This window comes from Nitrospirillum guanabarense (assembly GCF_034653355.1).
Classification (GTDB): Bacteria; Pseudomonadota; Alphaproteobacteria; order Azospirillales; family Azospirillaceae; genus Nitrospirillum.
In genome coordinates this window covers 1847409-1873294 of the sequence record NZ_JAYEER010000003.1, presented here as the reverse complement: position 1 = coordinate 1873294, position 25886 = coordinate 1847409, and the positions used below count along the sequence as shown (strand labels likewise).

General features: G+C 68.4%; 24 protein-coding genes and 1 pseudogene. 16 read left to right on the top strand and 9 right to left on the bottom strand.

Annotated elements, in window-relative coordinates:
- Window positions 1–54 precede the first annotated feature (54 nt).
- The 4 genes and pseudogenes from UAA55_RS17565 to UAA55_RS17550 all read left to right on the top strand — a co-directional run bounded on the left by UAA55_RS17565 (window position 55) and on the right by UAA55_RS17550 (window position 3792).
- Complete coding sequence (locus tag UAA55_RS17565) at window positions 55–1410, top strand: peptidylprolyl isomerase (protein WP_322954322.1); 1356 nt, start codon at window positions 55–57, stop codon at window positions 1408–1410.
- Between the two features lie 35 nt (window positions 1411–1445).
- A pseudogene (gene pdxA / locus UAA55_RS17560) lies at window positions 1446–2469 on the top strand (4-hydroxythreonine-4-phosphate dehydrogenase PdxA).
- A 21-nt stretch (window positions 2470–2490) separates the two neighbouring features.
- Window positions 2491–3339: a 16S rRNA (adenine(1518)-N(6)/adenine(1519)-N(6))-dimethyltransferase RsmA gene (rsmA, locus tag UAA55_RS17555; protein ID WP_322954321.1), complete on the top strand. Its 849-nt coding sequence runs from the start codon at window positions 2491–2493 to the stop codon at window positions 3337–3339.
- Window positions 3340–3504: 165 nt separating this feature from the next.
- Window positions 3505–3792, top strand: a complete 288-nt coding sequence (locus UAA55_RS17550; RefSeq protein ID WP_322954320.1) for a hypothetical protein — start codon at window positions 3505–3507, stop codon at window positions 3790–3792.
- Between the two features lie 28 nt (window positions 3793–3820).
- On the opposite strand, the gene UAA55_RS17545 is transcribed toward UAA55_RS17550, so the two are convergent.
- Window positions 3821–4822, bottom strand: coding sequence for a GlxA family transcriptional regulator (locus UAA55_RS17545; protein WP_322954319.1), 1002 nt, complete (start codon window positions 4820–4822; stop codon window positions 3821–3823).
- The gene (locus tag UAA55_RS17540) at window positions 4819–5379 is read right to left on the bottom strand and encodes an isochorismatase family protein (protein WP_322954317.1); all 561 of its coding nucleotides are present in this window, start codon (window positions 5377–5379) and stop codon (window positions 4819–4821) included. The genes UAA55_RS17545 and UAA55_RS17540 overlap by 4 nt, the downstream gene beginning before the upstream one ends.
- A gap of 222 nt (window positions 5380–5601) precedes the next feature.
- On the opposite strand from UAA55_RS17540, the gene UAA55_RS17535 reads away from it, so the two are divergent.
- Window positions 5602–6777, top strand: coding sequence for a sterol desaturase family protein (locus tag UAA55_RS17535; protein ID WP_322954315.1), 1176 nt, complete (start codon window positions 5602–5604; stop codon window positions 6775–6777).
- A gap of 13 nt (window positions 6778–6790) precedes the next feature.
- Here the strand turns inward: UAA55_RS17535 and xth are convergent, their stop codons facing one another.
- Window positions 6791–7564 (bottom strand): exodeoxyribonuclease III, encoded by a 774-nt coding sequence (xth, locus tag UAA55_RS17530; RefSeq protein WP_322954314.1) that lies wholly within the window; start codon window positions 7562–7564, stop codon window positions 6791–6793.
- 204 nt (window positions 7565–7768) lie between these two features.
- Complete coding sequence (gene erpA, locus UAA55_RS17525) at window positions 7769–8158, bottom strand: iron-sulfur cluster insertion protein ErpA (RefSeq protein WP_416235200.1); 390 nt, start codon at window positions 8156–8158, stop codon at window positions 7769–7771.
- Window positions 8159–8337: 179 nt separating this feature from the next.
- Here erpA and dgt point away from each other — a divergent pair, with 179 nt between their 5' ends.
- From dgt to scpB, 7 genes are all read left to right on the top strand, one after another.
- Window positions 8338–9675 (top strand): dGTP triphosphohydrolase, encoded by a 1338-nt coding sequence (gene dgt, locus UAA55_RS17520; protein WP_322954312.1) that lies wholly within the window; start codon window positions 8338–8340, stop codon window positions 9673–9675.
- A gap of 125 nt (window positions 9676–9800) precedes the next feature.
- On the top strand, window positions 9801–11555 hold the full coding sequence (argS, locus tag UAA55_RS17515) for an arginine--tRNA ligase (RefSeq protein ID WP_322954311.1): 1755 nt from the start codon (window positions 9801–9803) through the stop codon (window positions 11553–11555).
- A 3-nt stretch (window positions 11556–11558) separates the two neighbouring features.
- Window positions 11559–12545, top strand: coding sequence for an SPOR domain-containing protein (locus UAA55_RS17510; protein WP_322954310.1), 987 nt, complete (start codon window positions 11559–11561; stop codon window positions 12543–12545).
- Between the two features lie 13 nt (window positions 12546–12558).
- Window positions 12559–13608 carry a beta-N-acetylhexosaminidase gene (gene nagZ, locus UAA55_RS17505; RefSeq protein ID WP_322954308.1) on the top strand — a complete coding sequence of 350 codons (1050 nt, stop codon included), beginning with the start codon at window positions 12559–12561 and terminating at the stop codon, window positions 13606–13608.
- Window positions 13609–13613: 5 nt separating this feature from the next.
- Window positions 13614–14306, top strand: coding sequence for a site-2 protease family protein (locus UAA55_RS17500; RefSeq protein WP_322954306.1), 693 nt, complete (start codon window positions 13614–13616; stop codon window positions 14304–14306).
- Window positions 14306–15157, top strand: a complete 852-nt coding sequence (locus UAA55_RS17495; protein ID WP_322954305.1) for a segregation and condensation protein A — start codon at window positions 14306–14308, stop codon at window positions 15155–15157. Before UAA55_RS17500 ends, UAA55_RS17495 begins: the two co-directional genes overlap by 1 nt.
- Window positions 15154–15807: an SMC-Scp complex subunit ScpB gene (gene scpB / locus UAA55_RS17490; protein WP_322954304.1), complete on the top strand. Its 654-nt coding sequence runs from the start codon at window positions 15154–15156 to the stop codon at window positions 15805–15807. The genes UAA55_RS17495 and scpB overlap by 4 nt, the downstream gene beginning before the upstream one ends.
- 42 nt (window positions 15808–15849) lie before the next feature.
- On the opposite strand, the gene UAA55_RS17485 is transcribed toward scpB, so the two are convergent.
- Window positions 15850–16314 (bottom strand): HEAT repeat domain-containing protein, encoded by a 465-nt coding sequence (locus UAA55_RS17485; RefSeq protein WP_322954303.1) that lies wholly within the window; start codon window positions 16312–16314, stop codon window positions 15850–15852.
- Between the two features lie 161 nt (window positions 16315–16475).
- On the opposite strand from UAA55_RS17485, the gene UAA55_RS17480 reads away from it, so the two are divergent.
- Window positions 16476–17150 carry an SCO family protein gene (locus UAA55_RS17480; RefSeq protein WP_322954301.1) on the top strand — a complete coding sequence of 225 codons (675 nt, stop codon included), beginning with the start codon at window positions 16476–16478 and terminating at the stop codon, window positions 17148–17150.
- 17 nt (window positions 17151–17167) lie between these two features.
- Here the strand turns inward: UAA55_RS17480 and UAA55_RS17475 are convergent, their stop codons facing one another.
- From UAA55_RS17475 to UAA55_RS17465, 3 genes are read right to left on the bottom strand one after another with little or no spacing between them, the layout of a single operon-like run.
- Window positions 17168–18064: a serine hydrolase domain-containing protein gene (locus tag UAA55_RS17475; protein ID WP_322954299.1), complete on the bottom strand. Its 897-nt coding sequence runs from the start codon at window positions 18062–18064 to the stop codon at window positions 17168–17170.
- A gap of 29 nt (window positions 18065–18093) precedes the next feature.
- Window positions 18094–19209 (bottom strand): branched-chain amino acid ABC transporter substrate-binding protein, encoded by a 1116-nt coding sequence (locus tag UAA55_RS17470; RefSeq protein ID WP_322954297.1) that lies wholly within the window; start codon window positions 19207–19209, stop codon window positions 18094–18096.
- Window positions 19210–19248: 39 nt separating this feature from the next.
- On the bottom strand, window positions 19249–20358 hold the full coding sequence (locus UAA55_RS17465) for a branched-chain amino acid ABC transporter substrate-binding protein (RefSeq protein WP_322954295.1): 1110 nt from the start codon (window positions 20356–20358) through the stop codon (window positions 19249–19251).
- Between the two features lie 193 nt (window positions 20359–20551).
- Between UAA55_RS17465 and gor the strand changes: the two genes are divergently transcribed.
- Complete coding sequence (gene gor / locus UAA55_RS17460; RefSeq protein ID WP_322954293.1) at window positions 20552–21916, top strand: glutathione-disulfide reductase; 1365 nt, start codon at window positions 20552–20554, stop codon at window positions 21914–21916.
- A 32-nt stretch (window positions 21917–21948) separates the two neighbouring features.
- On the opposite strand, the gene UAA55_RS17455 is transcribed toward gor, so the two are convergent.
- On the bottom strand, window positions 21949–23103 hold the full coding sequence (locus UAA55_RS17455; RefSeq protein ID WP_322954291.1) for a hypothetical protein: 1155 nt from the start codon (window positions 23101–23103) through the stop codon (window positions 21949–21951).
- A 485-nt stretch (window positions 23104–23588) separates the two neighbouring features.
- Between UAA55_RS17455 and UAA55_RS17450 the strand changes: the two genes are divergently transcribed.
- Window positions 23589–24527 carry an aspartate carbamoyltransferase catalytic subunit gene (locus tag UAA55_RS17450; protein ID WP_322954290.1) on the top strand — a complete coding sequence of 313 codons (939 nt, stop codon included), beginning with the start codon at window positions 23589–23591 and terminating at the stop codon, window positions 24525–24527.
- Between the two features lie 57 nt (window positions 24528–24584).
- Window positions 24585–25883 carry a dihydroorotase gene (gene pyrC / locus UAA55_RS17445; protein WP_322954289.1) on the top strand — a complete coding sequence of 433 codons (1299 nt, stop codon included), beginning with the start codon at window positions 24585–24587 and terminating at the stop codon, window positions 25881–25883.
- Window positions 25884–25886 lie beyond the last annotated feature (3 nt).

Genomic DNA, 25886 nt, shown 5'->3' with positions numbered 1-25886 from the left:
ATAAGTTTCCGTTCCCGGTTTCTCCCCGGTCCCCGCTTTTCCCGGTAAGGTCAGATGATCCAACTTTCCCGCCGTTCCACCGCTGCCGTGCTCGCCTTCGGTCTGGCCCTGACCTCCAGCCTGGCCACGCCCGCGTTGGCACAGTTGGCCGGCCCCCGGACGGCCGCCGCGACCAACGGCATGGCCTTGGGCCCGCGCGTCGCGGCCCAGCCGCAGGGCCAGCAGGAAGAGCGTATCGTCGCCGTGGTGAACGACGAGGCCATTTCGCAGACCGACCTGGCCGGCCGCATGCGCCTGGCCATTGTCAACACCGGCCTGCCCGACACGCCGGACGTGGAACAGAAGCTGAAGCCCCAGGTGCTGCGCCTGCTGATCGACGAGAAGCTGGAGCTGCAGGAAGCCAAGAAGCAGAACCTGGTGGTGACGGACGAGGAAGTGGACCGGGAGTTCGCCCGCCTGGCCAAGCAGAACAAGGCGCCCTCGCCGGAGAGCTTCGCCGATAACCTGGCACGCGAAGGCGTCCCCGTCTCCTCCCTGAAGGAGCAGATGCGCGCCAACATCGCCTGGAACAAGGTGGTGCAGCGCCGCATCCGCCCCACCATCCAGGTGAGCGACGAGGAGATCGACAGCCGCACCTCGCGCATCATCGCCAACGCGGGCAAGCCCGAATACCTGCTGACGGAAATCTTCATCTCCGTCGACAATCCCAAGCTGGACCAGGATGCCCACCAACTGGCCGACAAGCTGGTCGGTGAAATCACCCACGGCGCCAACTTCGCCGCCGTGGCCCAGCAGTTCTCGCAGAGCGCCACGGCGGCGGCCGGCGGTGACATGGGCTGGGTGCAGCAGGGGCAGCTGGAGCCGGCGCTGGACCGCGCGCTGCAGCGCCTGCCCACGGGCCAGGTCTCGGTGCCGCTGCGCGGCGCCGGTGGCTATTACATCTTCCTGGTGCGCGATGAGCGCACGGTGACCGGTGGCGATCCCGCCGACATCCAGGTGTCCGTGGGCCAGGTTGTGGTGCCCGTTCCACCCGGCACGGACGTCCAGGCCCTGGGCCAGACCGTGAAGAAGATCGGTGACACCTCGCACAGTTGCGAGGCGCTGGCCGCCGCCGCCAAGGCCAACCTTCCGGGTTCCACCACCCGTGCCCAGCCCATGACCCGCCTGGGCGACATCCCCGGCGAGCTGTCGAAGCTGATCGGCCGCCTGGGCGTGGGCCAAGCCACCGATCCGCTGGAAACCCAGGCCGGCCTGATGCTGTTGATGGTGTGTGACCGCAAGGTGCCGGAGGGCAGCGCCCCGCCGCGCGACCAGGTGGCCAACATGATCGGCGGCGAACGTATGGACATGCTGCAGCGGCGCAACCTGCGCGACCTGCGGCGCGCCGCCACCATCGACATCCGCAGCTGAGGGGCGGGGGGCGTCGAAGCCCCCCGATCCGTTTCATGACCGTGCCGCTTCCCTCGTCCGTCCCGCCCCTGGCCCTGACCATGGGCGAACCGGCCGGCATCGGCGGCGAGATCGCCTTGATGGCCTGGCGGCTGCGGCGTGACCGCGGTCTGCCGCCCTTTTTCCTGATCGACAGTCCTGGACCGCCTGGCGGCCCTGGCCCACGCCACCGGCCTCAGTGCCCCGGTGCGGGAGATTGCCGATCCGGCGGAAACCGCCGCCGTCTTCGATGAGGCCCTGCCGGTGTTGCGCCAGGATCTGGCTGCCCCCGTGGTCCCGGGCCAGCCGGATCCGGCCAACGGCGCCGCCGTTATCGCCAGCATTGACCGGGCCGTGGCCCTGGTGCGGGGGGGTCGGGCGGCGGCCGTAGTGACCAACCCCATCCAGAAAAGCAGCCTCTACGCCGCTGGTTTCCGCCATCCCGGCCACACCGAATACCTGGCCCATCTGGCGGGGATGGGCGAGGAGCCCGTCATGCTGCTGGAGGGGGGCGGCCTGCGGGTGGCCCTGGCCACCATCCATGTGGCGCTGAAGGACGTGGCCGGCCTGCTGACGCGCGACGTGCTGCTGCACACCGCGCGGGTGACCTATCAGGCGTTGCGCCGCGATTTTGGCATCGTCCAGCCGCGCCTGGCCGTGGCCGCCCTGAACCCGCATGCGGGGGAGGGCGGCGCCATGGGGCGGGAGGAGATCGAGGTCATCGCCCCCGCCGTGGCCACCTTGCGGGCGGAGGGGTTGGACGTGACCGGCCCGCTGCCGGCCGACACCCTGTTCCATGCCGGCGCGCGCGCCACCTACGACGCCGTCATCTGCCAGTACCACGACCAGGGCCTGATCCCGCTGAAGACCCTGGATTTCGACACCGGCGTCAACATCACCCTGGGCCTGCCCTTCATCCGCACCTCCCCCGACCATGGCACCGCCCTGTCGCTGGCCGGCACCGCCAAGGCCAGCCCGTCCAGCCTGGTGGCGGCCTTGCTGTCCGCCGACCGCCTGGCGCGGCAGCGCGCCGCCGCCTGATCCCCCCTGTAAGATCATCCCATGACCAGCCTCACCCACCTGCCGCCCCTGCGCGATGTCATCGCCCGCTTCGACCTGGGTGCCCGCAAGGCGCTGGGCCAGCACTTCCTGCTGGATTTGAACCTGACGGCGCGGGTGGCCGCCGCCGCGGGCGACCTGGCCGGGGTCACCGTCATCGAGGTGGGGCCTGGCCCCGGCGGCCTGACGCGGGCCCTGGTGGAAAGCGATGCCAAGGCCGTGGTGGCGGTGGAGCGGGACAGCCGTTTCGTCGCCGCCCTGGCCGATGTGGTGGAGGCCGCCGCCGGCCGCCTGATCATCGTGGAGGGCGACGCGCTGGAGGTTGACATGACCGCCATCGCCCCGGCGCCGCGCGCCATCGTCGCCAACCTGCCCTACAACGTGGGCACGCCCATGCTGGTGGGCTGGCTGCGCCAGATCCAGGAATTCCGCAGCCTGACGCTGATGTTCCAGAAGGAAGTGGTGGACCGCATCGTCGCCAAGCCACGCACCAAGGATTACGGCCGCCTGGCGGTCATGAGCCAGTGGCTGGCCGACGCGCGGCTGGTGTTCGACATCCCGCCGCAGGCCTTTTCCCCGCCGCCCAAGGTCATGTCGGCGGTGGTGCACATCACTCCGCGCGCCCTGCCGGCCGACGCCCCGTCGTTCAAGGATATGGAGCGGGTGGTGGCAGCATGCTTCAACCAGCGGCGCAAGATGCTGCGCGCTGGGCTGAAGAGCCTGGTGGCCCAGCCCGAACCCCTGCTGGAAGCCGCCGGCATCCTCCCCACGTGCCGGGCGGAGGAGGTGGACGTGGCGGGTTTCGTGCGCCTGGCCCACGCCTGGCGGGCGCACCAGGGCGTGCAGAGTTAACAAATTGCCCACGGTTAGATTGTCTCCTGGTTCTGCCTGTTATGCGGTCCACGCAGGCTGTCCATGCCTGAGTGGTGACGCGTTTATGACGTCCGTCACTCCCGCTCGCGTCTCGCTTCGCTAGCTTTGCGATACGGAACGACGCTGAAATTTGGGGATGACACCATGACCAAGCAGATCAATCACTGGGTGCGCCGACTGCTGCCCGCCCGCCTGCTGCCCACCCTGGGCGTGCTGTTGCCCATCGCCGCCTGCAGTGGCGCCCCGGACCATGACTACGTCCAGGTGGCAGACGAGAACCCCGCCTTTTCCAGCTGCTCCCAGTCGGCTTTCGACCTGTATCCCGGGGTCGAGCAGGGCGCCCTGCGCGCCGATCACCTGAACGCCTGCCTGGCCACGCACCAGGCCTACGCCAACGATCAGCTGGCCGTGGCCCGTATCCACAGCTTCTAAGATCGGTGTCCGTCGTTCCGGTGTTGAATTAGGCGTTCCCCAATCCCCGCGCCGCCTTGGGTGACGTGAGATGATACACCCGCCAGACGCGCCGCATCTGGCGGGTGGACGCGAAGCCCGCCCGCTCCGCCACGCTTTCCATGTCCAGCCGCGTATGGCCCAGCAACTGGGCCGCCAGTGCCACCCGCAGCCGGTTCACATAGTCCGGCAGGGTCATGCCCGTATGCTCGTTGAACAGCCGCGACAGGTGGCGGGGACTGGCTCCCGCCACGTCGGCCAGGGACTCTTGCGTCCAGGGATGGGCCGGGTCGGCGGCGATGGCGTCCTGCACGCGGTGGACTGCCGGATGCACGTGGTTGCGTCCCTCCAGCCAGGCTGACAGCTGCGGATCGCCGCCCGCCCGCCGCAGATAGACCACCAGGGCGCGGGCGGCCGCCAGGGCCACCGCTGGTCCCACCATCTCTGCCACCAGATGCAGCATCAGATCGATGCCGGCGGTGACGCCCGCGCTCGTGGCCACCAAGCCATCCTCGACATACAGCCGATTTTCCAGCACCCGCGCCCGGGGCGCCAGGCGCGCCAGGGTCTCACAATCGCTGTAGTGGGTGGTGCAGGGCCGGCCGTCCAGCAGGCCGGCGCGGCCTGCCAGCAAGGCGCCGGCGCAGATGCTGACCAGCCTGTGGCCTGGCCCGACGCTGCGCCGCAGCCACTCGACGATGGCCTGATTGCCGCCTTCCGTCTGCGCCGCGTCCGGTCCTTCATCCCCCAGCATCCGCTCCACCGAGCCCACGACCATCACCATGGCCTCGGGCGGCAGGGCGTCGGGCAGGGGCCCGATGCCCGTCACCGTCAGCCCGATGGACGTGAGCAGCGATGCCGCCGGGCCGACATAGCGGACGACGAAGCGCAGCCCGTCCTGTTCCACATTGGCCCGGCGCAACACCTCCACTGGCCCCGCCACGTCCAGCAGCAGCGTACGGGGCGGCAGCACCACATAGACGGGCAGGACGCGGGGGCCGGTTTTCGTCATGCGTCGAACGCCGTGGCGACGGTGGCGATGCGGGCGAAGCGGCCGTCCAGCACCAGCTCAGTGGCGGCCTTGATCTCCGCCGTGGGCCAGGTGCGCCCGTGCGTATCGGTCATGGGGAAGGTCAGCGTCGCCTCCGTCACGTAGGTGACATCGAAGCCCAAGTCGGAGGCATGGCGGGTGGTGGTTTCACAGCACTGCTCCGTCCGCGCGCCGGAGATGACGACGCGCCGGATGCCGTGGCTGATCAGCCAGACGTCCAGCCCGCTGCCCACCAGGGCGCTGTGCCGCGCCTTGTGGAAGGTGGCGTCTGGCGTGATGTCCAGCCCCTCCAGCGTGCGGATGGTGCCGGATTCGTGGGTGAACGGCGCGTCGCCATCCACATGGAAGATCTGGATGACGGGAATGCCGCGCGCCTTGGCCTGGTTCACCAGCGCCTGCTGCGCCGGGCGATAGGCCTCATACTCCGCCTGCATCCAATAGGGCCGGTGGCGGAAAGACTCCTGCGCGTCGATGACAATCAGGGCGGTGGATGCGGTGCCGGCGGTCGCGGTACTCATGGGGGCTATCTCCTGCCATCGGGGTGGGGTGATGGCCCGGATGCTAGCCCGCAGCGTACCATGGGATAATGGAGCTGGCGGACAAAGATGGGACAGTTCACGCCATTTGCGGATTAACCGGAGCCAGCGGATGGCACCTGCCGTTTACACCGTGCTGGTTGCGGCGGGTCGCCATTCTTGATTGATTTGTGACCCATGGTTCAACGGCCGCAGGAGCGGGGCATGGCCTCTGTGAACACCCAGGGCGATGAAACGACGGTTTCCGCCACGTCCTCATCCGGCTTGTGGCACCGGCTGATGTCCAGCCAGGCCGCCGGCACCATCTCCCTGGCCATCGGCCTGCTCAGCATCGGCGCGGTGCTGTGCCTGCGCTATCCCGCCTGGCTGACGACGCCGGAGCTGCGGCCGCACTACGACATGGATCTGCTGCGCCTGATCCTGGCGCTGTCCATGGGCGTGGGCGTGTTTCTGGGGGTGGCGGCGTGCGTCCTGAACCGGCGCCGGCGGGCGGGGGTCATTGGCATCAGTGGCGTGGTGCTGGCCCTGTTGCTGGGCGGGCCCTATGTGCCGTATGAGGATTTTGACCAGGCCCGGACCTGGGTGGGGCTGGACTGGCTGGTGCTGGACCTGTTCTTCACTGGCAGCGCCTTCATCCTGCTGGAGCGCTTGTTGCCCCGTGTGGCTCCGGACCAGCCCGTGCTGCGTGAGGGCTGGCGGCTGGACCTCAGCTATTTCACCGTGAACCATTTGCTGATTGGCGCCTTTCTGCTGACCTCCAACCACTTCGCCCATGACGTCTTCGGTTGGGCGGTCAATGGCTGGGTGCAGGCGCAGGTCGTGGCCTTGCCGGGATTTGTGCGCTTCCTGCTGGTCATCCTGGCCGCCGACGCCGTGGAATATGCAAGCCACCGCGCCTATCATGAGATTCCCTGGCTGTGGCGCTTGCATGCCGTCCACCACTCGCCCCAGCACATGGATTGGCTGTCCGGTTCCCGCCTGCATGTGCTGGAGGTGCTGATCACCCGGTCGCTGATCCTGGTGCCCATCTTCCTGTTGGGTTTCCCTCAAGACACGGTGTTCGCCTATCTGATCTTCGTGTCCATCCAGGCGGTGCTGATCCATTCCAACATCGCCATGGACCTGGGCTGGCTGCGCTACGTCATCGTGACGCCGCAGTTCCACCACTGGCATCATGCGTCGGACGCGGAGGCGCTGGACCGCAACTACTGCGCCCACACCCCCTTCTGGGATCTGGTATTTCGCACCTATCACCAGCCCAAGGACCGGTGGCCGGAGAAATACGGAACGGTGAAGCCGATCCCCGGCGGCTTCGTCCAGCAATTCCTCTACCCCTTCAGCGGCCCCGTGGAACTGCTGACCGGCAAGCGGGAGGGATAGGAAGGGACTGGAATCAAACCGCCAGTTCCAGCACCACCGGCGTATGGTCCGACGCCTTTTCCTGGCCGCGCGGGCCCTTGTCGATGGCGCAGCCCACCAGGCGGTCGGCGGCCTGGGGCGACAGCAGGAAATGGTCGATGCGCAGGCCATTGTCACGGGGCCAGGCGCCGGCCTGGTAGTCCCAGAAGGTGAAGGCGCGCTCGGCGTCCGGGTGCACAGCGCGGAAGGCCTCGACCAAACCCAGGTGAGTGATCTCGCGGAACTTGGCGCGGGTCTCGGGCCGGAACAGGGCGTCGGTGATCCAGGCGGCGGGGTCATAGACATCGCGCGCTTCGGGGATGACGTTGTAGTCGCCGCCCAGCACGAAGGGGATTTCCTGCGCCAGGAGGCTGCTGGCATGGGCCTTCAGCCGGTCCATCCACCGCAGTTTGTAGGGGTATTTCTCCGTGCCCACCGGGTTGCCGTTGGGCAGGTACAGGCTGGCGATGCGGATGCCCCCAACCGTGGCCTCGACATAGCGGGCCTGCTCATCCTCCGGCTCGCCCGGCAGGCGGGTGATGATGTCCGTCGGCTCTTCCCGTGACAGCAGTGCCACGCCGTTGTAGGCCTTCTGGCCCACGACGGCGCAGTGATAGCCCAGATCCTGGAAGGCCAGCAGCGGGAAGGCGGCCGTCTCGCACTTGATCTCCTGGAACAGCACGACGTCCGGCTTGGCGCTGTCCAGCCACTCGGTCACGTTCCCCAAGCGGGCTTTGACCGAGTTCACGTTCCAGGTGGCGATGCGCATGGGAAGGCTCTCATCAGGCGGCGGTTCGCGCGCACCTTAGAGCGAAGCCAAGCCCAAGGCGAGGGGCTTGCGCCGAAGCGTTCTCCGCATCCTTTCTTTCCCAGGACGCGACCGCGTCCGCCGGAGATTTCCGGGGAGCGAAGCGGACTGGAAATCGAGGATGCCCAGCGGCCGGATGGCCGCGCCCGGCACCTGAGGGAAAGCTTAAAGCGAGAAACTCTGCCCGCAGCCGCAGGAGGAGCTGGCGTTGGGATTGTTGACCTTGAAGTAGGACCCGGCCAATTCCTCGACGAAATCCACCTCGGCGCCGGCCAGCAGATCCAGTGAGGTGTCGTCCACCACCAGGCGAGCGCCGTCGCGCTCGAACACATGGTCGTCATCGTTGGTGGTGGCGTCGAAGCTGAAGCCGTACTGGAAGCCGGAGCAACCCCCGCCCGACACGGACAGGCGCATCATGACATTGGGGCCGCCCTCCATCTCCGCCAGCTTGCGCACGCGCTTGGCGGCGCTGGCGCTCAGGCTCATGGCCCGGGGGGCCGAAGGCGCACCGGCGAGGGAGGTCGTCGTCTCGGCGGCGATGTCGGTCATGCTCATCGACGGTGTCTTTCCAGTTGCGGAACGCTGGCCACACACCCACGTACCCGCTGAAAAGGCGACTGGACAGGGGCGGCGTTCCTCTGTAACGCCCATAGTATGTAGGCGCTCCAGACGGTTCCGTCAAAGGACCAGGAACCATTCGGTGCCCGCACGGGTCTGGCATGAGGTATGCGGCGATGATGAACTGGAACAGCCTGCTGTCGCGCAAGCGCTTGGCCAAGACGACGGCCGATCCGGAATTGCCGCACCGCAGCGCCTATGAGATCGACATCGACCGCATCACCTTCACCACCAGCTTCCGCCGCCTGGCGGACAAGCAGCAGGTGCACGGCATCGGCGGATCGGACTATGTCCGCTCCCGCCTGACCCATTCCATGGAGGCGGCGCGGGTGGGCCGGTCGCTGGGCATGTGGGTGGGGCCGGCCATCCTGGAAAGCGTGGACTACGAGGTGAAGGCGAAGCCCGCCGACATCGGCCATGTGGTGGCCGCCGCGTCCCTGGCCCATGATGTCGGCACCCCCTGCTTCGCCCACACGGGCGAGGACGTGATCTCCGACTGGTTCGCCGACAGCGACATCGGCCGCGCCATCCGCGCGGGTCTGAGCGACGTCCAGCAGGCGGAGCTGTGCAAGTTCGAGGCGAACGCCCAAGGTTTCCGCGTGCTGACCCGGCTGCAGGGCTGGCGCGGCGTGGGCGGCCTGCAGCTGACGGCGGCCACACTGGGCGCCGGGGCCAAATACCCCTGGGGGGTGGAGGTGCCGGACGGCCCCCTGAAGCGCCCGCACAAGCGCAAGTACGGCTTCTTCGAGAGCGAGCAGGCGGTATTCGCCGAGGTGGCGGCGGAGGTGGGCCTGGTGGAGAAGGGCCCGGGCGCCTGGTGCCGCCACCCGCTGGCCTATCTGGTGGAGGCGGCGGACGACGCCTGCTACCACGTGGTGGATATCGAGGACGCGGCCAAGATGCGCATGCTGAGCTTCGAGCATGCCGAGGATCTGTTGCTGGCCTTCATCCGCGACGACACGTCCAAAGACTGGGCGGCGGACTACAAGACCCTGGAGGATGAGGACCGCAAGCTGATCTTCCTGCGGGCGCAGGCCATCGACCGGCTGGTGCGCGACGCGGCGGAGATTTTCCTGGAGCGGCTGCCCGGCCTGATGGCGGGGGAGTTCTGCAAGCCGCTGCTGACCCTGTCGGCCCGCGCACCCGCGCTGCGGAAGATCGAGCAAGTCAGTCACGAGCGCATCTATCGCGGCCAGCAGCGCTGCGAGACCGACATCATCGCCGCCCGCACCATCACAACCCTGCTGGATGCCTATGGCCAGGCGCTGCTGGACCGGGAGAAGCTGGGCCCGGGCGCCAAGCTGCCCCGGCGCTGGGCCTCGCTGCTGGAAACCATGCCGGAGTCGCGCCAGCTGCCCTACGAACGCGCGGCCTGGGTGCGGGGGCTGCTGGACTACGTCGCCGGCATGACCGACCGCTTCGCCATCCGCCAGGCGCAGCTGATCGCGGGGTAGTATCCGCAAGCCGCTCCCGCCAACTCCGCCCGTGACCTGCACCGCAGGAACCTTGTAAGGTGCGCCGCCGCCGGTCACCATGGCCGGCGAACGTGTCCCTATTTGGATTTGCCGGTTCTAACGCCATGAACGTCTACAAGGAATTCGAAGCCCTGGTCCGCCGCGCGCTGGAGGCCCTGGCGGCCGACGGCGGCATTCCCGCCGGGCTGGACCTCTCCCGCGTGACGGTTGAGCCGCCGCGCGAGGCGGCGCATGGCGATATCTCGACCAACGCCGCTATGGTGCTGGCCAAGCCCGCAGGCAAGCCGCCGCGCGCCATCGCCGAGGTGCTGGCCCCGCACCTGCGGGCCCTGCCGGACGTGACCGAGGTGACCATCGCCGGCCCCGGCTTCGTCAATCTGCGCGTGGCGCCCAGCTACTGGCGCGCCCGCCTGGCCGACGTCTTGACGGCCGGCGTGGGCTTCGGCGCCAGCACCATCGGCAGCGGCATCCGCGTGAACGTGGAATACGTCTCCGCCAACCCCACCGGCCCGCTGCACGCGGCGCACGCGCGCGGCGCCGTGGTGGGTGACGCGCTGTCGGCCCTGCTGGAAAAGGCCGGCTACGACGTCACGCGCGAGTATTACATCAACGACGCCGGCGCCCAGGTGGACGTCCTGGCCCGCTCCACCCACCTGCGCTACCGCGAGGCCCTGGGCGAGACGGGCATCGAGATCCCGGCCGGCATGTACCCGGGCGAATACCTGAAGGACGTGGGCCAGGCCTTGGCCCAGCGGGACGGCGCCAAGTGGCGCGACCTGCCCGAAGAGGAATGGTTGGCCCCGGTGCGCGCCTTCGCCATCGACCAGATGATGGCCGGCATCAAGGAAGACCTAGCCGCCCTGAACATCCACCATGACCTGTTCAGCAGCGAACGCGCGCTGGTGGACAACGGGGCGGTGGACCAGGCCTTCAAGGCCCTGGAGGACGCCGGCCTGATCTATGTCGGCGTGCTGGAGCCGCCCAAGGGCAAGAAGCCCGACGATTGGGAGCCGCGGCCCCAGACCCTGTTCAAGGCCACCCAGTTCGGCGACGACGTCGACCGCCCGCTGAAGAAGTCCGACGGGTCCTGGACCTACTTCGCCAACGACATCGCCTATCACTACGACAAGTACCGGCGCGGCTGCCCCGTGCTGATCGACGTGTGGGGGGCGGACCATGGCGGCTATGTGAAGCGCATGGCGGCGGCGACCAAGGCCATCTCCGACGGCAAGGCCGCGCTGGACGTGAAGCTGTGCCAGCTGGTGCACCTGCTGCAGAACGGCGAGCCGGTGAAGATGTCCAAGCGCGCCGGCACTTTCGTCACCCTACGCGACGTCATGGACGCCGTGGGCCGTGACGTGGTGCGGTTCATCATGCTGACCCGCCGCAACGACCAGACGCTGGAGTTCGACTACGCCAAGGTGACGGAGCAGTCCAAGGACAATCCCGTCTTCTACGTGCAGTACGCCCATGCCCGCTGCCGCTCCGTCTTGCGCCAGGCCGCCAGCCTGCACGCCGACTGGGACCTGTCCGCCGGCGCCCTGGCCGGCGTGTCGTTCGACGGCCTGGCCTCCACGGCCGAGGTCGACCTCATCCGCCTGATGCTGAACTGGCCGCGCACGGTGGAATCGGCGGCGGAGGCGCATGAGCCGCACCGCGTCGCCTACTACCTGCAGGAACTGGCCGCCGCCTTCCACGGCTTTTGGAACCAGGGCAAGGACGACGCCACCCTGCGCTTCATCATCGAGGGGGACGACGCCCTGACCCGGGCCCGCCTGGCCCTGGTGACGGCGGTGTCCCTGGTCATCGCGTCCGGCCTCGCCATCATGGGCGTGGTCCCGGCCGAGGAGTTGCGCTGATCCATGAGCGACATGCACGACCATCACGGCGACCCGGACTACGACTACGATCCCGGCTATGACTGGCAAGGGCGGCGCCAGCCGGCCCCGCGCCGGCGTGGCTTTCTCAGCCTGGCCGTGGTCCTGGCCGCCGTCGGCAGCTTCGGCGGGCTGATCTACTTCGTCTACACCCAGGGCCAGCGGGCGGGGACGGAGGCCGTGGCCCCCGTCATCCACGCCGACCCTGGCCCGACGAAGGTGAAACCGGAGACGCCGGGCGGGATGGACGTGCCCAACCAGGACCGTCTGATCTACGACCGCCTGCGCGCCGACACCAAGACGGACCAGGGCGTGGAACGCCTGCTGCCGCCGCCCGAAGCCCCCATGGAGCGGCCCACGGCCCCACCGCCAGCCGCTGTCCAGCCTGCGCCCCAGCAGGCGGCCCAGGCACCCGTCCCGACTCCTGCCCAGGCCCCCGCCGCCCAGCCGCCGGCGCCGACCGTCCTGCCGCCCACAGTGCTGCCCCCAACGGTCGCCAATGGCGCCACGCCGAAACCGGTGACGCCGGCGCAAGCCGCACCAGCCGCGCCACAGACAACCCAGGCCAACGCGCCCACCCCCCTGGTGCCGCCGCCCCAGCCCCCGCCTCAACCAGTTGCCCCCAAGCCCATCGCGGCCGCCCCGGTGACGCCCGCGCCCAAGCCGGCGGAAAAGCCCGCTGACAAGCCCGTGGCCCCCGCGGCCGCCGCCCCCACGGCCACAGGCGGTGGTTCCATGAAGCTGCAGTTCGCCTCCATCCCGTCGGAACCGCAGGCGGAGGCGGAAATGCAGCGCATCCAGCGCAAGCACGCCAGCGTCCTGGGCGGTCTCAGCCTGCGCCTGGTCAAGGCGGACCTGGGTGCCAAGGGCATTTACTACCGCGTGCAGTCGGGCCCCGTGGATGAGGCCCAGGCCAAGCGCATCTGCGAGGCGGTGAGGGCGGCCAAGGATGGCTGCATCCCCGTTCACTAAGGCGGTGCCCGCGATGACCGACACCACTGTCCCCGCGGCCGTCATCTTCGGCTGCACCGGCCCCGTCCTGACCGAGGCGGAGCGGGCGCTGTTCGCGGCGGCCAATCCCCTGGGTTTCATCCTGTTCCGACGGAATTGCGAGACGCCGGAGCAGGTGACGGCCCTGACGGCGGCCCTGCGCGACAGCGTCGGCCGGCCCGACGCGCCTATCATGATCGACCAGGAGGGCGGCCGCGTCGCCCGCCTGCGACCGCCGCACTGGCCCACCCTGCCGCCCGCCGGGCGCATCGGCGCCATCGCGGACGATGACTTGGCCAAGGAAGCCGCCTGGCTGCACGGCCGCCTGCTGGCCGCCACCCTGGCGCCGCTGGGCATCGACATGGATTGCGCCCCGGTGGCGGACGTGCCGCAGGCGGGCGCCCACGACGTCATCGGCGATCGCGCCTTCAGCCGCGACCCGGCGCGGGTGGCGTTGCTGGCCGGCGCCCAGGCGGACGGCCTGCTGGCGGGTGGCGTGCTGCCCATCGTGAAGCATCTGCCCGGCCACGGCCGCGCCACGGCCGACAGCCATAAGGAGTTGCCGACGGTGACGGCCGACCTGGCGACGCTGGACGCGGTGGACTTCGCGCCCTTCAAGGCCCTGGCCGGCCAACCGGCGGGCATGGTGGCCCATATCCTGTTCACCGCCGTGGATGCTCGACACCCGTCGAGTACCTCGCCCCTGGTCATCACCAAGATCGTGCGCGGGATGATCGGCTTCGACGGTCTGCTGTTCAGCGACGACCTGGACATGCGGGCCCTGTCCGGCACGGTGGCGGAACGTGCCGCCGCCGTGGTGGCGGACGGCTGCTGCGATGTGGCCCTGCACTGCAACGGCACGGTGGAGGACATGGCCGCCGTGGCCGCCGTGGTGCCCCGCCTGTCGGAAAAGGCGCAGGAACGCTGGGCCCGGGCGCGGGCCCGCCGTCCCCAATCCATCGCACAAGCCGCCGCTGACGACGACGCTGCCACCATCGCCGCCTGGCGTGCACGCCTTATCGACCTTGTCGGCAACTGGGACTGACCCCTTTGGACACCTCGATTCAGGAACTGATCGTCCGCCTTTCCGTGATGGCCATCCCCATGGTGCTGGCCATCACGCTGCATGAGGCCGCCCACGCCTGGGTGGCGTGGAAACTGGGCGACGACACCGCCTATTCCCAAGGGCGGGTCAGCTTCAACCCGGGCAAGCACATCGACCCCATCGGCACCATCCTGATGCCGGCGACGCTGTTCTTGTTCACGGGCTTCGTCTTCGGCTGGGCCAAGCCCGTGCCCATCACCCAGAGCCGGCTGCGCCGCCCGCGCCGCGACATGGCGTTGGTGGCGCTGTCCGGCCCCGGCATAAACTTCCTGCTGGCCATCGTCTTCGCCCTGCTGCTGCACACCCTTTTCCTGCTGCCGGCCTCGGTGGCGGACTGGGTGGGGCAGAACTTCGTGGCGGGCATCCAGATCAACCTGATGCTGGGCGTGCTGAACATGCTGCCCTTCCCGTCGCTGGACGGCGGCAAGGTGCTGGAGCAGATGCTGCCCTACCGCCAGGCGCAGTGGTTCGCGGCCCAGGAGGTGCGGGGCAACATGATCCTGCTGACGATTTTTTTCCTGCTGCCCTACCTTTTCAATAAGATGGGCCTGTCGGCCTACGACCCCTACATGTGGCTGGTGCGTTGGCCGACCAGCGGCTTGTGGAACGTGATCGCCACGGTGACGGGACTGAGCTGATGGCCGATGCGCGGGGCCCGGATGAGGATTGGAGCGCCGCCCCCGCCCTTGAACCGGTGGGGGAGGGGGAGCCCGCCTTGCTGGTCGACCTGGGGGAATTCGAAGGCCCCATCGACCTGTTGCTGACCCTGGCGCGTGACCAGAAGGTCGACCTCACCCGCATCTCCATCCTGGCCCTGGCCGAGCAGTACCTGGCCTTCGTCGAAGAAGCGCGGCGCCTGCGGCTGGAGGTGGCGGCCGATTATCTGGTGACCGCCGCTTGGCTGGCCTATCTCAAATCCCGCCTGCTGCTGCCTACGCCCGAGACGGAGGAGCCGACGGGCGAGGAGCTGGCGCAGGCCCTGGCCTTCCAGCTGCAGCGGCTGGAGGCCATGCAGAACGCGGCCGCCCGCCTGATGGCCCGGCCGCGCCTGGGCCGCGATGTCTTTCCCCGGGGCGCACCCGAAGATCTGCCGGTGTTCGAACGGCGGGTCACGGAGGTAACGCTCTACGACCTGCTGCGGGCCTATGGCGACATCAAGCGCCGGCAGCAGAAGACCGGTCCCCTGCACCTGCCGCCGGTGGATCTGTTCACCATCGAGGACGCCATCCGCCGGGTGGAGGCCATGCTGGGCCGCCTGCCGGATTGGACCCGCCTGGACCGTTTCCTGCCGCCCGACTGGCGGGGCGGCGGCACCAGCCGGGAGGACAAGCTGAAGGCCCGGTTCGCCCTGGCGGCGACCTTCGTCGCCACCCTGGAACTGGCCAAGGCCGGTCAGCTGGAGGTGCGGCAGGACGGCACCTTCGGTCCCCTGTACGTTCGCCGTATCGACACGCCCGCCGAAACCCCGGCCCCGGATAAAGAGCCATGACCGCCCAAACCGTTACCGAGGCGCCCGCCGAACTGGAAGAGGGCTTCGACCGTCGCGCGGAGCAATTGCGCCTGGTGGAGGCGGTGCTGTTCGCCTCCGCCGAGCCGGTGGAGGAGGCGGCTTTGGCCGCCCGGCTGGGCGAGGGGACTGATCTGCGCGGCATCCTGGACGAACTGCAGGCCCACTACAGCCATCGCGGTGTGCACCTGGTGGCGGCGGCCGGCCGCTGGGCCTTCCGCACGGCGCCGGACCTGGCGCCCCTGCTGCAGCGGGAGACGGAAGTGACCTCGCGCTTGTCGCGCGCCGCTGTGGAGACGCTGTCCATCATCGCCTACCACCAGCCGGTAACCCGGGCCGAGATTGAAAGCATCCGTGGCGTGGCCACCAGCAAGGGTACCCTGGACATCCTGATGGAAGCGGGCTGGATCAAGCCCGGCCGCCGGCGAGAGACGCCGGGCCGGCCGCTGACCTGGCTGACAACCCCGGCCTTCCTGGATCATTTCGGTCTGGAATCGTTGCGCGACCTGCCGGGCGTGGACGATTTGCGCGCCGCCGGCCTGCTGGACGCCCGCCCCGCCATCACCACCCTGTTTTCACGCGGCGACGACGCGGCGTTGCCGCGCGCCGTGGAGGATAGCGCGGAGGATTAGTTTTCCCCACCCTGATCAGCTTGCCGCGCTGGTGGCTGCGCGTTACCTCGCGCTGGCCTCACAGGCGGCGAGGGCTTCGGCCACCATCTGGTCGACTTCCTTGTCGCCGGTGGCCTTCAGCCAGCCGCGCAGGGGCTTGATCAGGTCGGGATGGGCGCACAGGGCCGCCGCTTCGAACACGGTGGGGTATATTCCCTCGGCGCTCAACGCTTCCAGCACATGGGGACGGGCCAGGTCGCCGTCGCGCTGGGCCAGGGCCACCAGGGCCTCGGCGCGCACGCTGTCGTCCTCGTCCCCCAGCGCCTGGACCAGGGCGTCGCGCACGGCCTTGGTGTCGACCTCGGATTGGCCCAGCAGAAAGACGGCCCAGTCGCGGTTGGCGGCGTCGGCATCCTGGAAGAAGGACAGCAGGCGGGTGACCGTGGCCTTGTCCTCCACCTCGATCTCCACATCCTCGTCGATCAGATCCCGCAGGAAGTCCGACGGGGGCATGTAGTCCTTGGCCATTCGCTTTTCCTCTCTCAGCCGTGGGCCCGCCGGGGATAGTCGGGCGGGTCGATCTTGTAAAGGGCGCAACGGGTGGGTGGCGAACCATCTGGGCGGATAACCTTGACCCCGTGCGCGGCAGGGTTCCAAATGGCGCGGTCCCTGGTTGCCTTGAGCCTGCCATGCCCCGTCAGACCGTGCCGTCCCACCGCTCCGCCGCCCTGCGCTGGGTGGGGCCCGTCCTGGTGCTGGGGGCCGTCGCCATCGGTGCCTGGGGCGTCATCGGCCGGCCGCTGGTAAGCGCCAAAGGGGATGGCGGCGTGACCAGCCTGGCCAGTATCGGCGGTCCCTTCGCCCTGACCGACCAGGATGGCCAGGCGGTAACGGACAAGACCTATGCCGGCAAGACCCTGATGGTCATGTTCGGCTATACCAACTGCCCCGACGTCTGCCCCACGGGCCTGGCATCCATGAGCGTCATCCTGGATGGCCTGGGCCCGGACGCCGACCGGGTGCAGGGCTTGTTCATCACCGTGGATCCGGCCCGCGACACCACGGCGGTGCTGAAGGACTACATGGCCAACTTCAACCCGCACATCGCGGCCCTGACCGGCACGGCCGGGCAGATCGCCCAGGCCGCCGCCAGCTACAAGGTGACCTACCGCAAGGTCTCGACCGACGGCACGCCCTTGCCTCCCGACGCGCAGCCGGCCGACTATGGCATGGACCACAACGCCGCCATCTTTCTCATGGATCCGGCCGGGCGTCTGAAAAGCACCATCAACCCCTTCGAACCGCCCACCACGGCGGAGGGCAAGGTGCGCCATGCGCTGGGATTGCCGGTGGCGGCTGACTGAGCCCCACCAGTCCTGGTTCAGTCGGCCAAACCGGCCGGGGGACCTTCCATCGTCTGTGTCAGGCGCCGGAAAACCATATCAACCACGAGGTCGGGATTTTGGGTCGACGCATGCCAGATGGCGCACGCTCTTTGGCCGTAGGCGTAGGCCGCGACGGTGCTGCCAGGACCGGCCCCCCGATGGCCTATGGGATGGTCCAGCGGCGTACCCGCAGTCAACATGAGGCCCAGCCCGTACGCCGGGTCCTTGAAGATCTCGTTCCGGTGCTCCGGAAGGGCGCGATGGTCAAGCATCGACGCAAATGTCGTGGGTCGCAGCACGACGCCCGCCGCTAGACCCTTGAGCAATCTGGCCGCGTCCGCGACGGTTCCGGTGACGAGGCCATGATAGACCCAACCCGGATGATAATCCGCCCCGGCGGGCCCCATCTCAACGTCGTGCAGATCCGCCGGTTGGGTGGCCAATCGCGCCGTCGTCAATCCCGCCGGCGTGAACACCAGACGATCGAGGGCGTCGGCCAGGGATAGGCCGGTGGCCTCCTCAATCAATTGCCGTACCTTAAGATAGCCGATGTTCGAATATGCCCAGCCGTTTCCAGGTTGGTAGCGTGATCGCTTCACATCCAGCGCCTGGAGAAGGCGTCCAACCGGCCATGGCGATTTGCCGGCCTGGACATCCTCATGATAACGGGCCAGGCCGCCATAGTCGGGAAGCCCGGCCTCGTGCCGCAGGAGGTGCGCCAGTGTGAACGGCTCTCCAGCGACTTTTCCATTCAAGGAAAGCGAGCCATCCTCAACAAGGCGCAATGCCGCAATCGCCAGGACGGTTTTGGTGACGCTCCACCAGGGCACGGGATCCAGTGTGCCGCTTACCGCGACGGTTCCATCCGCATCGATAAGGGCAATAGACTCCATGTTGTCCATCCTGGCTTTGTGCGCTGGATTTACGGCTTGGCCAGCGGGGCGTAGGCGCCGTTGTGCCAGGCGTAGATGACGTAGTCGTTCTGCTTGCGGTCGCCCTTGGCGTCGTAGGAGACGGGGCCGACGGCGGTGGTGAATTCCTGGCCGCTGTGCAGGACGGCGGCAACCTTCTTGGGATCGGTGCTGCCCGCCTTGGCGGCGGCCTGGGCCCAGACCTGGACGGCGGCGTAGGAATAGAGCGAGAAGATGTTGGGCTCGCCGCCGTTCTTGCGGAAGCTGTCCAGCGCTTCCTTGGCGGCCGGGCTCTGCCGCACATCGGCGTTGTAGGCCATCATCACGCCTTCGCCCATGGCGCCGGCGGTGGTCCAGAACTCATCGCTGGCCAGGGTGTCGCCCGCCAGGAAGGCCGCCTTCAGGCCGGCGGTGCGCGACTGGCGCACCAGCAGGCCCGCCTCCGGATACAGGCCGCCATAGAACACGGCGTCCACGTCCGCCGACTTCAGGCGCGTGACCATGCTGCTGAAGTCCTTCTCACCCGCGGTCAGGGTGCCGTTGAGGGCCACGGGGACACCGCGGGCCTTCAAGGTGGCGCGCACGGCGTCGGCCAGGCCCTTGCCGTAGGTGGTCTGGTCGTCGACGATGGCGATCTTGCCGCCCTTGTAGTGGTCGACCAGGTAGGCGCCGATGACCTGGCCCTGCTGGTCGTCACGGCCGCAGGTGCGGAACAGCGTGTCCCAACCCTGGGCCGTCAGCTCCGGACTGGTGGAGCTGGGCGTGATGACGATGACGCCCTCATCGGCGTAGACCTGGGCGGCCGGCATGGTGGTGCCGGTGGTCATGTGGCCCATGACCATGGCGACGCGGTCGGTCACCAGGCGGTTGGCGGCGGCCACGGACTGCGTGGGTTCGCCACCATCATCCACCGCGTCCACCACCAGCTTCTGGCCCAGCACACCGCCCTTGGCGTTGATGTCCGCCACGGCTTGGTCGGCGCCCCGACGCAGCTGGGTGCCCACGGCGGCGAGGCGGCCGCTCAGGGGGACGCCAACGCCGACCTTGATATCCGCCAAGGCGGGCAGGCTGATCGACAGCAGGGGCAGGGCGAAAACGGCGGCACGCGCGAAGGAAGGGACACGCATCGAACTGTAATTCCTGAACCAAGGGAAAGCTAATTCACACTATTTCACCTCGGTATAGGATCCATCGCGCCATTGGTAAACTGTGTAATCGGCAGTGGTGCGATCTCCTTTTGCATTGAAGGAGAGGGGGCCGATCACAGTCTGGAAGCTGCCCTTGTGCAAGGCGTCCGCCACCTTGGCCGGGTCCGTGCTCTTGGCCGTGGTCACGGCTTGCGCCCAGGCTTGCACGGCGGCGTAGGAATAAAGCGTGTAGGCCTCCGGCTCATAGTTCTGGGCGCGGAAGCTCTTCACGACCTCCGCCGCCACCGGCTGCTGGCGGTAATCCGCGCCGAAGGTGTTCAGCACGCCGTTGCCCATGGCGCCGGTGATGTTCCAGAACTCATTGGAGACGATGCCGTCACCGGCCATGAACTTGGCCTTGAGGCCCTTTTCCGCCATCTGACGCACCAGCAGCCCGGCCTCGGTATGCAGGCCGCCGAAATAGACGAAGTCGACCTGCGCGTCCTTCATGCGGGTGATGACGGAGGACATGTCGCGGTCACCCACCGTCACCGCCTCGTACACCACTTCCTTCAGGCCCAGCTTGGCCAGGGCGGCGCGGGTGGCGTCGGCCAGGCCCCGGCCATAGGTGGTCTGGTCCTGCAGGATGCCGATGCGCGCCTTCGGGTAGGTCTTGGCGATGTACTGGGCCGCCACCTCGCCTTGCTGGTCATCGCGACCGCAGGTGCGGAAGGTGGTGTGGCTGCCCATCTCCGTCAGCTGCGGATTGGTGGAGCCGGGGGAGATTTGGACCACGCCCTCCTCGGAATAGACCTTGGCGGCGGCGATGGAGACGGCGGAGTTGTAGTGGCCGATGACGGCCACCACGCCCTGGGTGATCAACTTGTTGGCCGCGGCCACGCCCTGGCTGGGGTTGCTGGCGTCGTCGGCCTGGACCAGCACGATCTGCTCACCCAGCACGCCGCCTTTGGCGTTCAGGTCCTTGATGGCCTGCTCGCTGCCCCGGCGCAGCTGTTCGCCCACCACGGCGTTGGGGCCGGTCAACGGGGCGCCAAGGCCCAGCTTGATCTCCGCGTGGGCGGCGCCGGCACCCGTGCCCGCCGCCACCATGATCGCCACCGCCGCGACACGACCCTTCATGCGCACCATGCCACTTTTCCCCCATTCCGATGCCGGCGCCCCATGCCAACGATGGGCCCGCCCGGTTCGAAACCGAGGGTAGCATGCCCTTGGCGCCACAATTCCAGCGCATCGCCATCCCTTGCGCGGAATGGAAAAAGATACGACATCTGGGCACACCCGATCGTCCTATACCCCCCTCTCCACCACAGGGAATCCGGCCATGGCCGCCTATGACTACGACCTTTTCACCATCGGCGCCGGCTCCGGCGGGGTGCGCGCCAGCCGAATCGCGGCCGGTCACGGCGCCCGGGTGGCGGTGGCGGAGGAGCGGTACCTGGGCGGCACCTGCGTGAACGTCGGCTGCGTGCCCAAGAAGTTCCTGGTCTACGCCGCCCAGTACTCGGCCGGTTTCCAGGACGCCGCCGGCTATGGCTGGGATGTGGACGCGCGGGACCATGACTGGCGGCGCTTGATCGCCAACAAGGACGCGGAGATCACGCGCCTGAACGGCATCTATCGCCGCCTGCTGGAGAATGCCGGCGCCACCATATTCGAGGCGCGCGCCACCATCGTGGATGAGCACACGGTGGACGTGGGCGGCAAGCGCGTCACGGCGGAGCGCATCCTGATCGCCACCGGCGGCTGGCCGGAGCTGCCGGAGAAGCCCGGCGTGCGCGACTATGCCATCACCTCCAACGAGGTGTTCCACCTGGACAAGCGCCCCGAGCACATCGCCATCGTCGGCGCCGGCTACATCGCCACGGAATTCGCCGGCGTGTTCAACGGCTTAGGCTCCCGCACCACCCAGATCTATCGGGGCGACAAGCTGCTGCGCGGCTTTGACGAGGACGTGCGCGACTTCCTGGGCGCGGAGATGGTCAAGGCCGGCGTGGACCTGCGCCCCGGCACCACCATCGAACGCCTGGAGAAGACGGGCCGCTGCCTGGTCGCCACCCTGTCGGACGGCACCGCCCTGGAACTGGACGCCGTGCTCTACGCCACCGGACGCCGTCCCAACGTGCGCGGCCTGGGGCTGGAGCGCGTGGGCGTGGAACTGAACGAGCGCGGCGCCATCAAGGTGGACGACCAGTACCGCACCACCGTGCCCAACATCTACGCCTTGGGCGACGTCACCGACCGCGTGAACCTGACGCCGGTGGCGACCGCCGAGGGCCATGTGCTGGCCGACACCCTCTACGGCAACAAGCCGCGCAGCGTGAATTATCACAACATCCCGACCGCCGTGTTCTCCATCCCTCCCGTCGCCACCTGCGGCATGACGGAGGCGCAGGCCCGCGCCATCTATCCGGCGGTCGACATCTACCGCACCAACTTCAAGCCCATGAAGCACACCATCTCCGGCCGCGACCAGCGTATGCTGATGAAGCTGGTGGTGGACCGCGCCAGCGACCGGGTGGTGGGCTGCCACCTGGTGGGCGACGACACGCCAGAGATGATCCAGGGCGTGGCCGTGGCCATGAACGCCGGCGCCACCAAGGCCATCTTCGACGGCACCATCGGCCTGCACCCGACGGCGGCGGAGGAGTTCGTGACCTTGCGGACGAAGGTGCCGGATTCGGTTTGAGGAGCGGCGGGAGCGTGTGACCCGGCCTGACCTCAGGCCGGGCGCGCTTGGGTCACCGGCGCGTGCCGGTTGGCGGCGAGGCCGGTTTCGACCAATTGCGCCAGGCCTGGCACCATTTCCTGCCGCAGCCAGTCCAGCTTCTGGCCCGGCGCGCCCCGGCCCACCGTGGGGAAGGCGCGCTTCCAGCCGCCCAGTTTCACCGCCAAGCCGCAGCACAGGGCGCCGACGCCGGTGTGGTGCGCCTCGATCTCGCGTCGCATGGCCTGGAATCCCTCAGCCGACAAATCGTCCCACAGCTGCCGCGTCATGCGGTCGAAGCTGCGGAAGCAGCCCTCCAACTGGGTCATGATGGTATCCAGGCTGGTGTCCACCGTGGTGATCAGCCGCTGGGCGGCGCTGTCGGTCTGCACAAGCGGCGCCCGTTTCAGGTCCACCAGCCACCGGCCGAATTCCTCCAGCAGGGCGTGGGCGCCATCACGGCAGCTGCGGAAATAGGCGACCGACAGGAAGATGTCGCCGTACTGCGCCAGGAACTCCGGGATCTCGGTCAGCTTCAGGCCCAGCCGCCCGGCGATGTGGCGCAGGTTGGCCAGGGTCTCCGCCCGGTCGGGGCTGGAGAGCAGGGCGGTCAGGTCGCCCATGTTCTCAACCCGCGCCGCCTGCTCGCCATAGACGCGGCGCAGCAGGGGGCGGGTGAAGCCCTGCATGTACTGGGTCAGCTCTTCCTGCTTTTCCGGCGACAGCACCAAATGCTGGTGCTCATCGACCGCGATGCCCAGGGCGCGCAGCTCGATGCGCAGGGAATAGACATCGAAAGACGCCACGGCGCCCAGCTTCAGCAGCAGGGCCATGTCGCGCTCCAGCGACATCTTGTCGGCCGCGAACTCCCGCCCCAGACCCTCGATTTGGATCAGGCCGGTGCCGGCGCGGGCGTCGCGGAAGAGTTCCACCATCGTTTCCAGCCGCGCCGTCTTCACCAGGCGCGCGCGCTTCAGACCGCTGACGGTCAAGGGCAGCAGGTGCAGCGGCAGCAGGTGCAGGGCATCGGTCTCATCCGACCAGGCGGCGGTGTCGCGCACCGGGCGGTCGGCCGCCGTGTGGGAAATGCCGTCCGCCCGGGGCGTCTCCAAGGGCGGCGGACGCAGGGGCATGGGACGGGGCAGGGATGAGGGCGGCGGTGGGGCCATGGGGTCGGCGCCTGGCGGCGCATCTTGGACTGCAAGCGGCATATGGTCGTCCTGAAAGCCGTAATGCGGTCCGTCACCCGGTTGGACGGCCGATGGGAAGGGCGGCACGGGGGCTGCCACCCCAGTTCCGTCAATCAGCATAAATCCAATTGAGTACTAGTAAAGTACTAACTCGGCAGGAGGGGCGAGCGGGCGGCATGTTTTCTCCATTTTTAGTGTGACTTGCAGTAATTGCATCAAATCCAATATAACTATTCGTCACAATTCATCATTTTCCGTGAGGGAAGTGCGGCCCCATATGGTTGATCCCGCTGAGGGTTGAGGACCGCGACCGGGCAACCGCGTGGGGGCGGCCCCGCGTCGGTCGCCGGGCAGCCATCCCGTTCTTGCCTGTGGGCGGCGGCGGGGCCATAGTCCGGCCCCGATACGGCGGCGCCACCCGTACGGGGGGCGTATCCGTTCCCCTCTGACCCCCACGGGATCCCATGCGCTTTCCGCACCGGCATCTGCTTGGCATCGAAGGCCTGAGCCAGGCCCAGATCAACACCATCCTGGATCTGGCCGACACCTACGTCGAACAGAACCGCAGCCCCAACAAGAAGTCGGACGTGCTGCGCGGCAAGACGGTGGTGAACCTGTTCTTCGAGAACTCCACCCGCACCCGCACCAGTTTCGAACTGGCGGCCAAGCGGCTGGGGGGCGACGCCATCAACATGTCGGTCGACGGCTCCAGCGTGAAGAAGGGCGAAACCCTGCTGGACACCGCCACCACCCTGAACGCCATGCACCTGGACGTGCTGGTGGTGCGCCATCCGGAGTCGGGGGCGGTGAAGCTGCTGGCCGACAAGGTCAACTGCGCCGTCATTTCCGGCGGCGACGGCGCGCACGAGCATCCGACCCAGGCCCTGCTGGACGCGCTGACCATCCGCCGCAACAAGGGGCGCCTGGACGGCCTGACCGTCACCATCTGCGGCGACATCCTGCACAGCCGCGTCGCCCGCTCCAACATCCAGCTCCTGAACATCATGGGTGCCCGCGTGCGCGTGGTGGCGCCGCCCACCCTGCTGCCCCGCGCCATCGGCGAACTGAGCGTGGAGGTGCATCACGACATGGCCACCGGCCTGAAGGATGCCGACATCGTCATGATGCTGCGCCTGCAGCTGGAGCGCATGCAGGGCCAGTTCGTGCCCTCCGTGCGGGAGTACTACCGCTTCTTCGGTTTGGATTACGAGAAGCTGGCGGCGGCCAAGCCGGACGCCCTGATCATGCACCCGGGCCCCATGAACCGCGGGGTGGAGATCGACAGCCTGGTGGCCGACGACATCAACCGCAGCGTCATCCTGCAACAGGTCGAACTGGGCGTGGCCGTGCGCATGGCCTGCCTGGATCTGTTGACCCGCCACGGCCGCAACGATCCGTCCTGACGCGCCGACACGTTCCCGCCCCGCCTCAACGCCTCTCGCTCTCCCGGGACCATCTCCATGGCCACACACGCCCGCACCGCCATCCTGAACGCCCGCCTGCTGGATCCGGACAGCCGCCTGGACCAGCGCGGTTCCCTGCTGATCGACGGCGGCAAAATCGCCGACCACGGCCCCGGCCTGTTCCGGGACGGCGTGCCGGAAGGCATCGAGGTCATCGATGCGGAGGGGGCCTGCGTCGCCCCCGGCCTGGTCGACCTGCGCGCCCAGGTGGGGGAACCGGGGCATGAGGATAACGAGACCCTGAAGACCGCCAGCCAGGCGGCGGCGGCCGGCGGCGTCACCGCCCTGGCCTGCCTGCCCGACACCGACCCCGTCATCGACGACGTGGCGGGCCTGGAGTTCATCGCCCGGCGCGCCCGTGAGGTGAAGCTGGTCAAGGTCTTCGCCTACGCCGGCGTCACCCGCGACCTGGGCGGCAAGGAACTGACCGAGATGGGCCTGCTGGCCGAGGCCGGCGCCGTGGGCTTCACCGACGGCGGCAAGGCCGTGGCCGACGCCCTGGTCATGCAGCGCGCCCTGGCCTACGCCAGCATCTGGGGCCGCCCCATCTTGCAGCATCCGCAGGAACCGCGCCTGGCGACCGGCGCCATGAATTCCGGGGAGATCGCCACCCGGCTGGGCCTGTCCGGCATTCCCGCCGTGGCCGAGGTCATCATGCTGGAGCGTGATTTGCGCCTGGTGGAGGCCACGGGCGGCCGCTACCACGCCGCCGACATCTCCACCGCCGAGTCCGTGGCCGTCATCCGCGCCGCAAAGCGCAAGGGCCTGAAGGTCACCTGCGACACCGCCCCGCCGTACTTCACCCTGACCGAGCGGGACGTCGGCGACTACCGCACCTTCTTCAAGCTGTCGCCACCGCTGCGCACCGAGGACGACCGCCAGGCGATCGTGGAAGGGCTGGCCGACGGCACCATCGACTGCATCACCAGCGACCATCTGCCCTGGAACCAGGACGCCAAGCGCGTGCCCTTCGCCCAGGCGGCTTTCGGTTCGGTGGGCCTGGAGACGCTGCTGCCCCTGACGCTGGATCTGGTGCACAAGGGGCACTTGAGCCTGCTGGACGCCCTGGCCACCGTCACGATCAAGCCGGCCGCCGTGCTGGGCCTGAATCTGGGCCGCCTGCGCACCGGTGCCGCCGCCGACCTGGTCATCTTCGATGCCGAGCGGCCCTGGCGCGTGGATGCCGAGGCGTTGCACAGCAAGTCGAAGAACAGCTGCTTCGACAAGCACCCGGTGCAGGGCCGCGTGCTGCGCACCCTGGTGGATGGCCGCACCGTCTTCCAGCTGGCGGCCTGACGT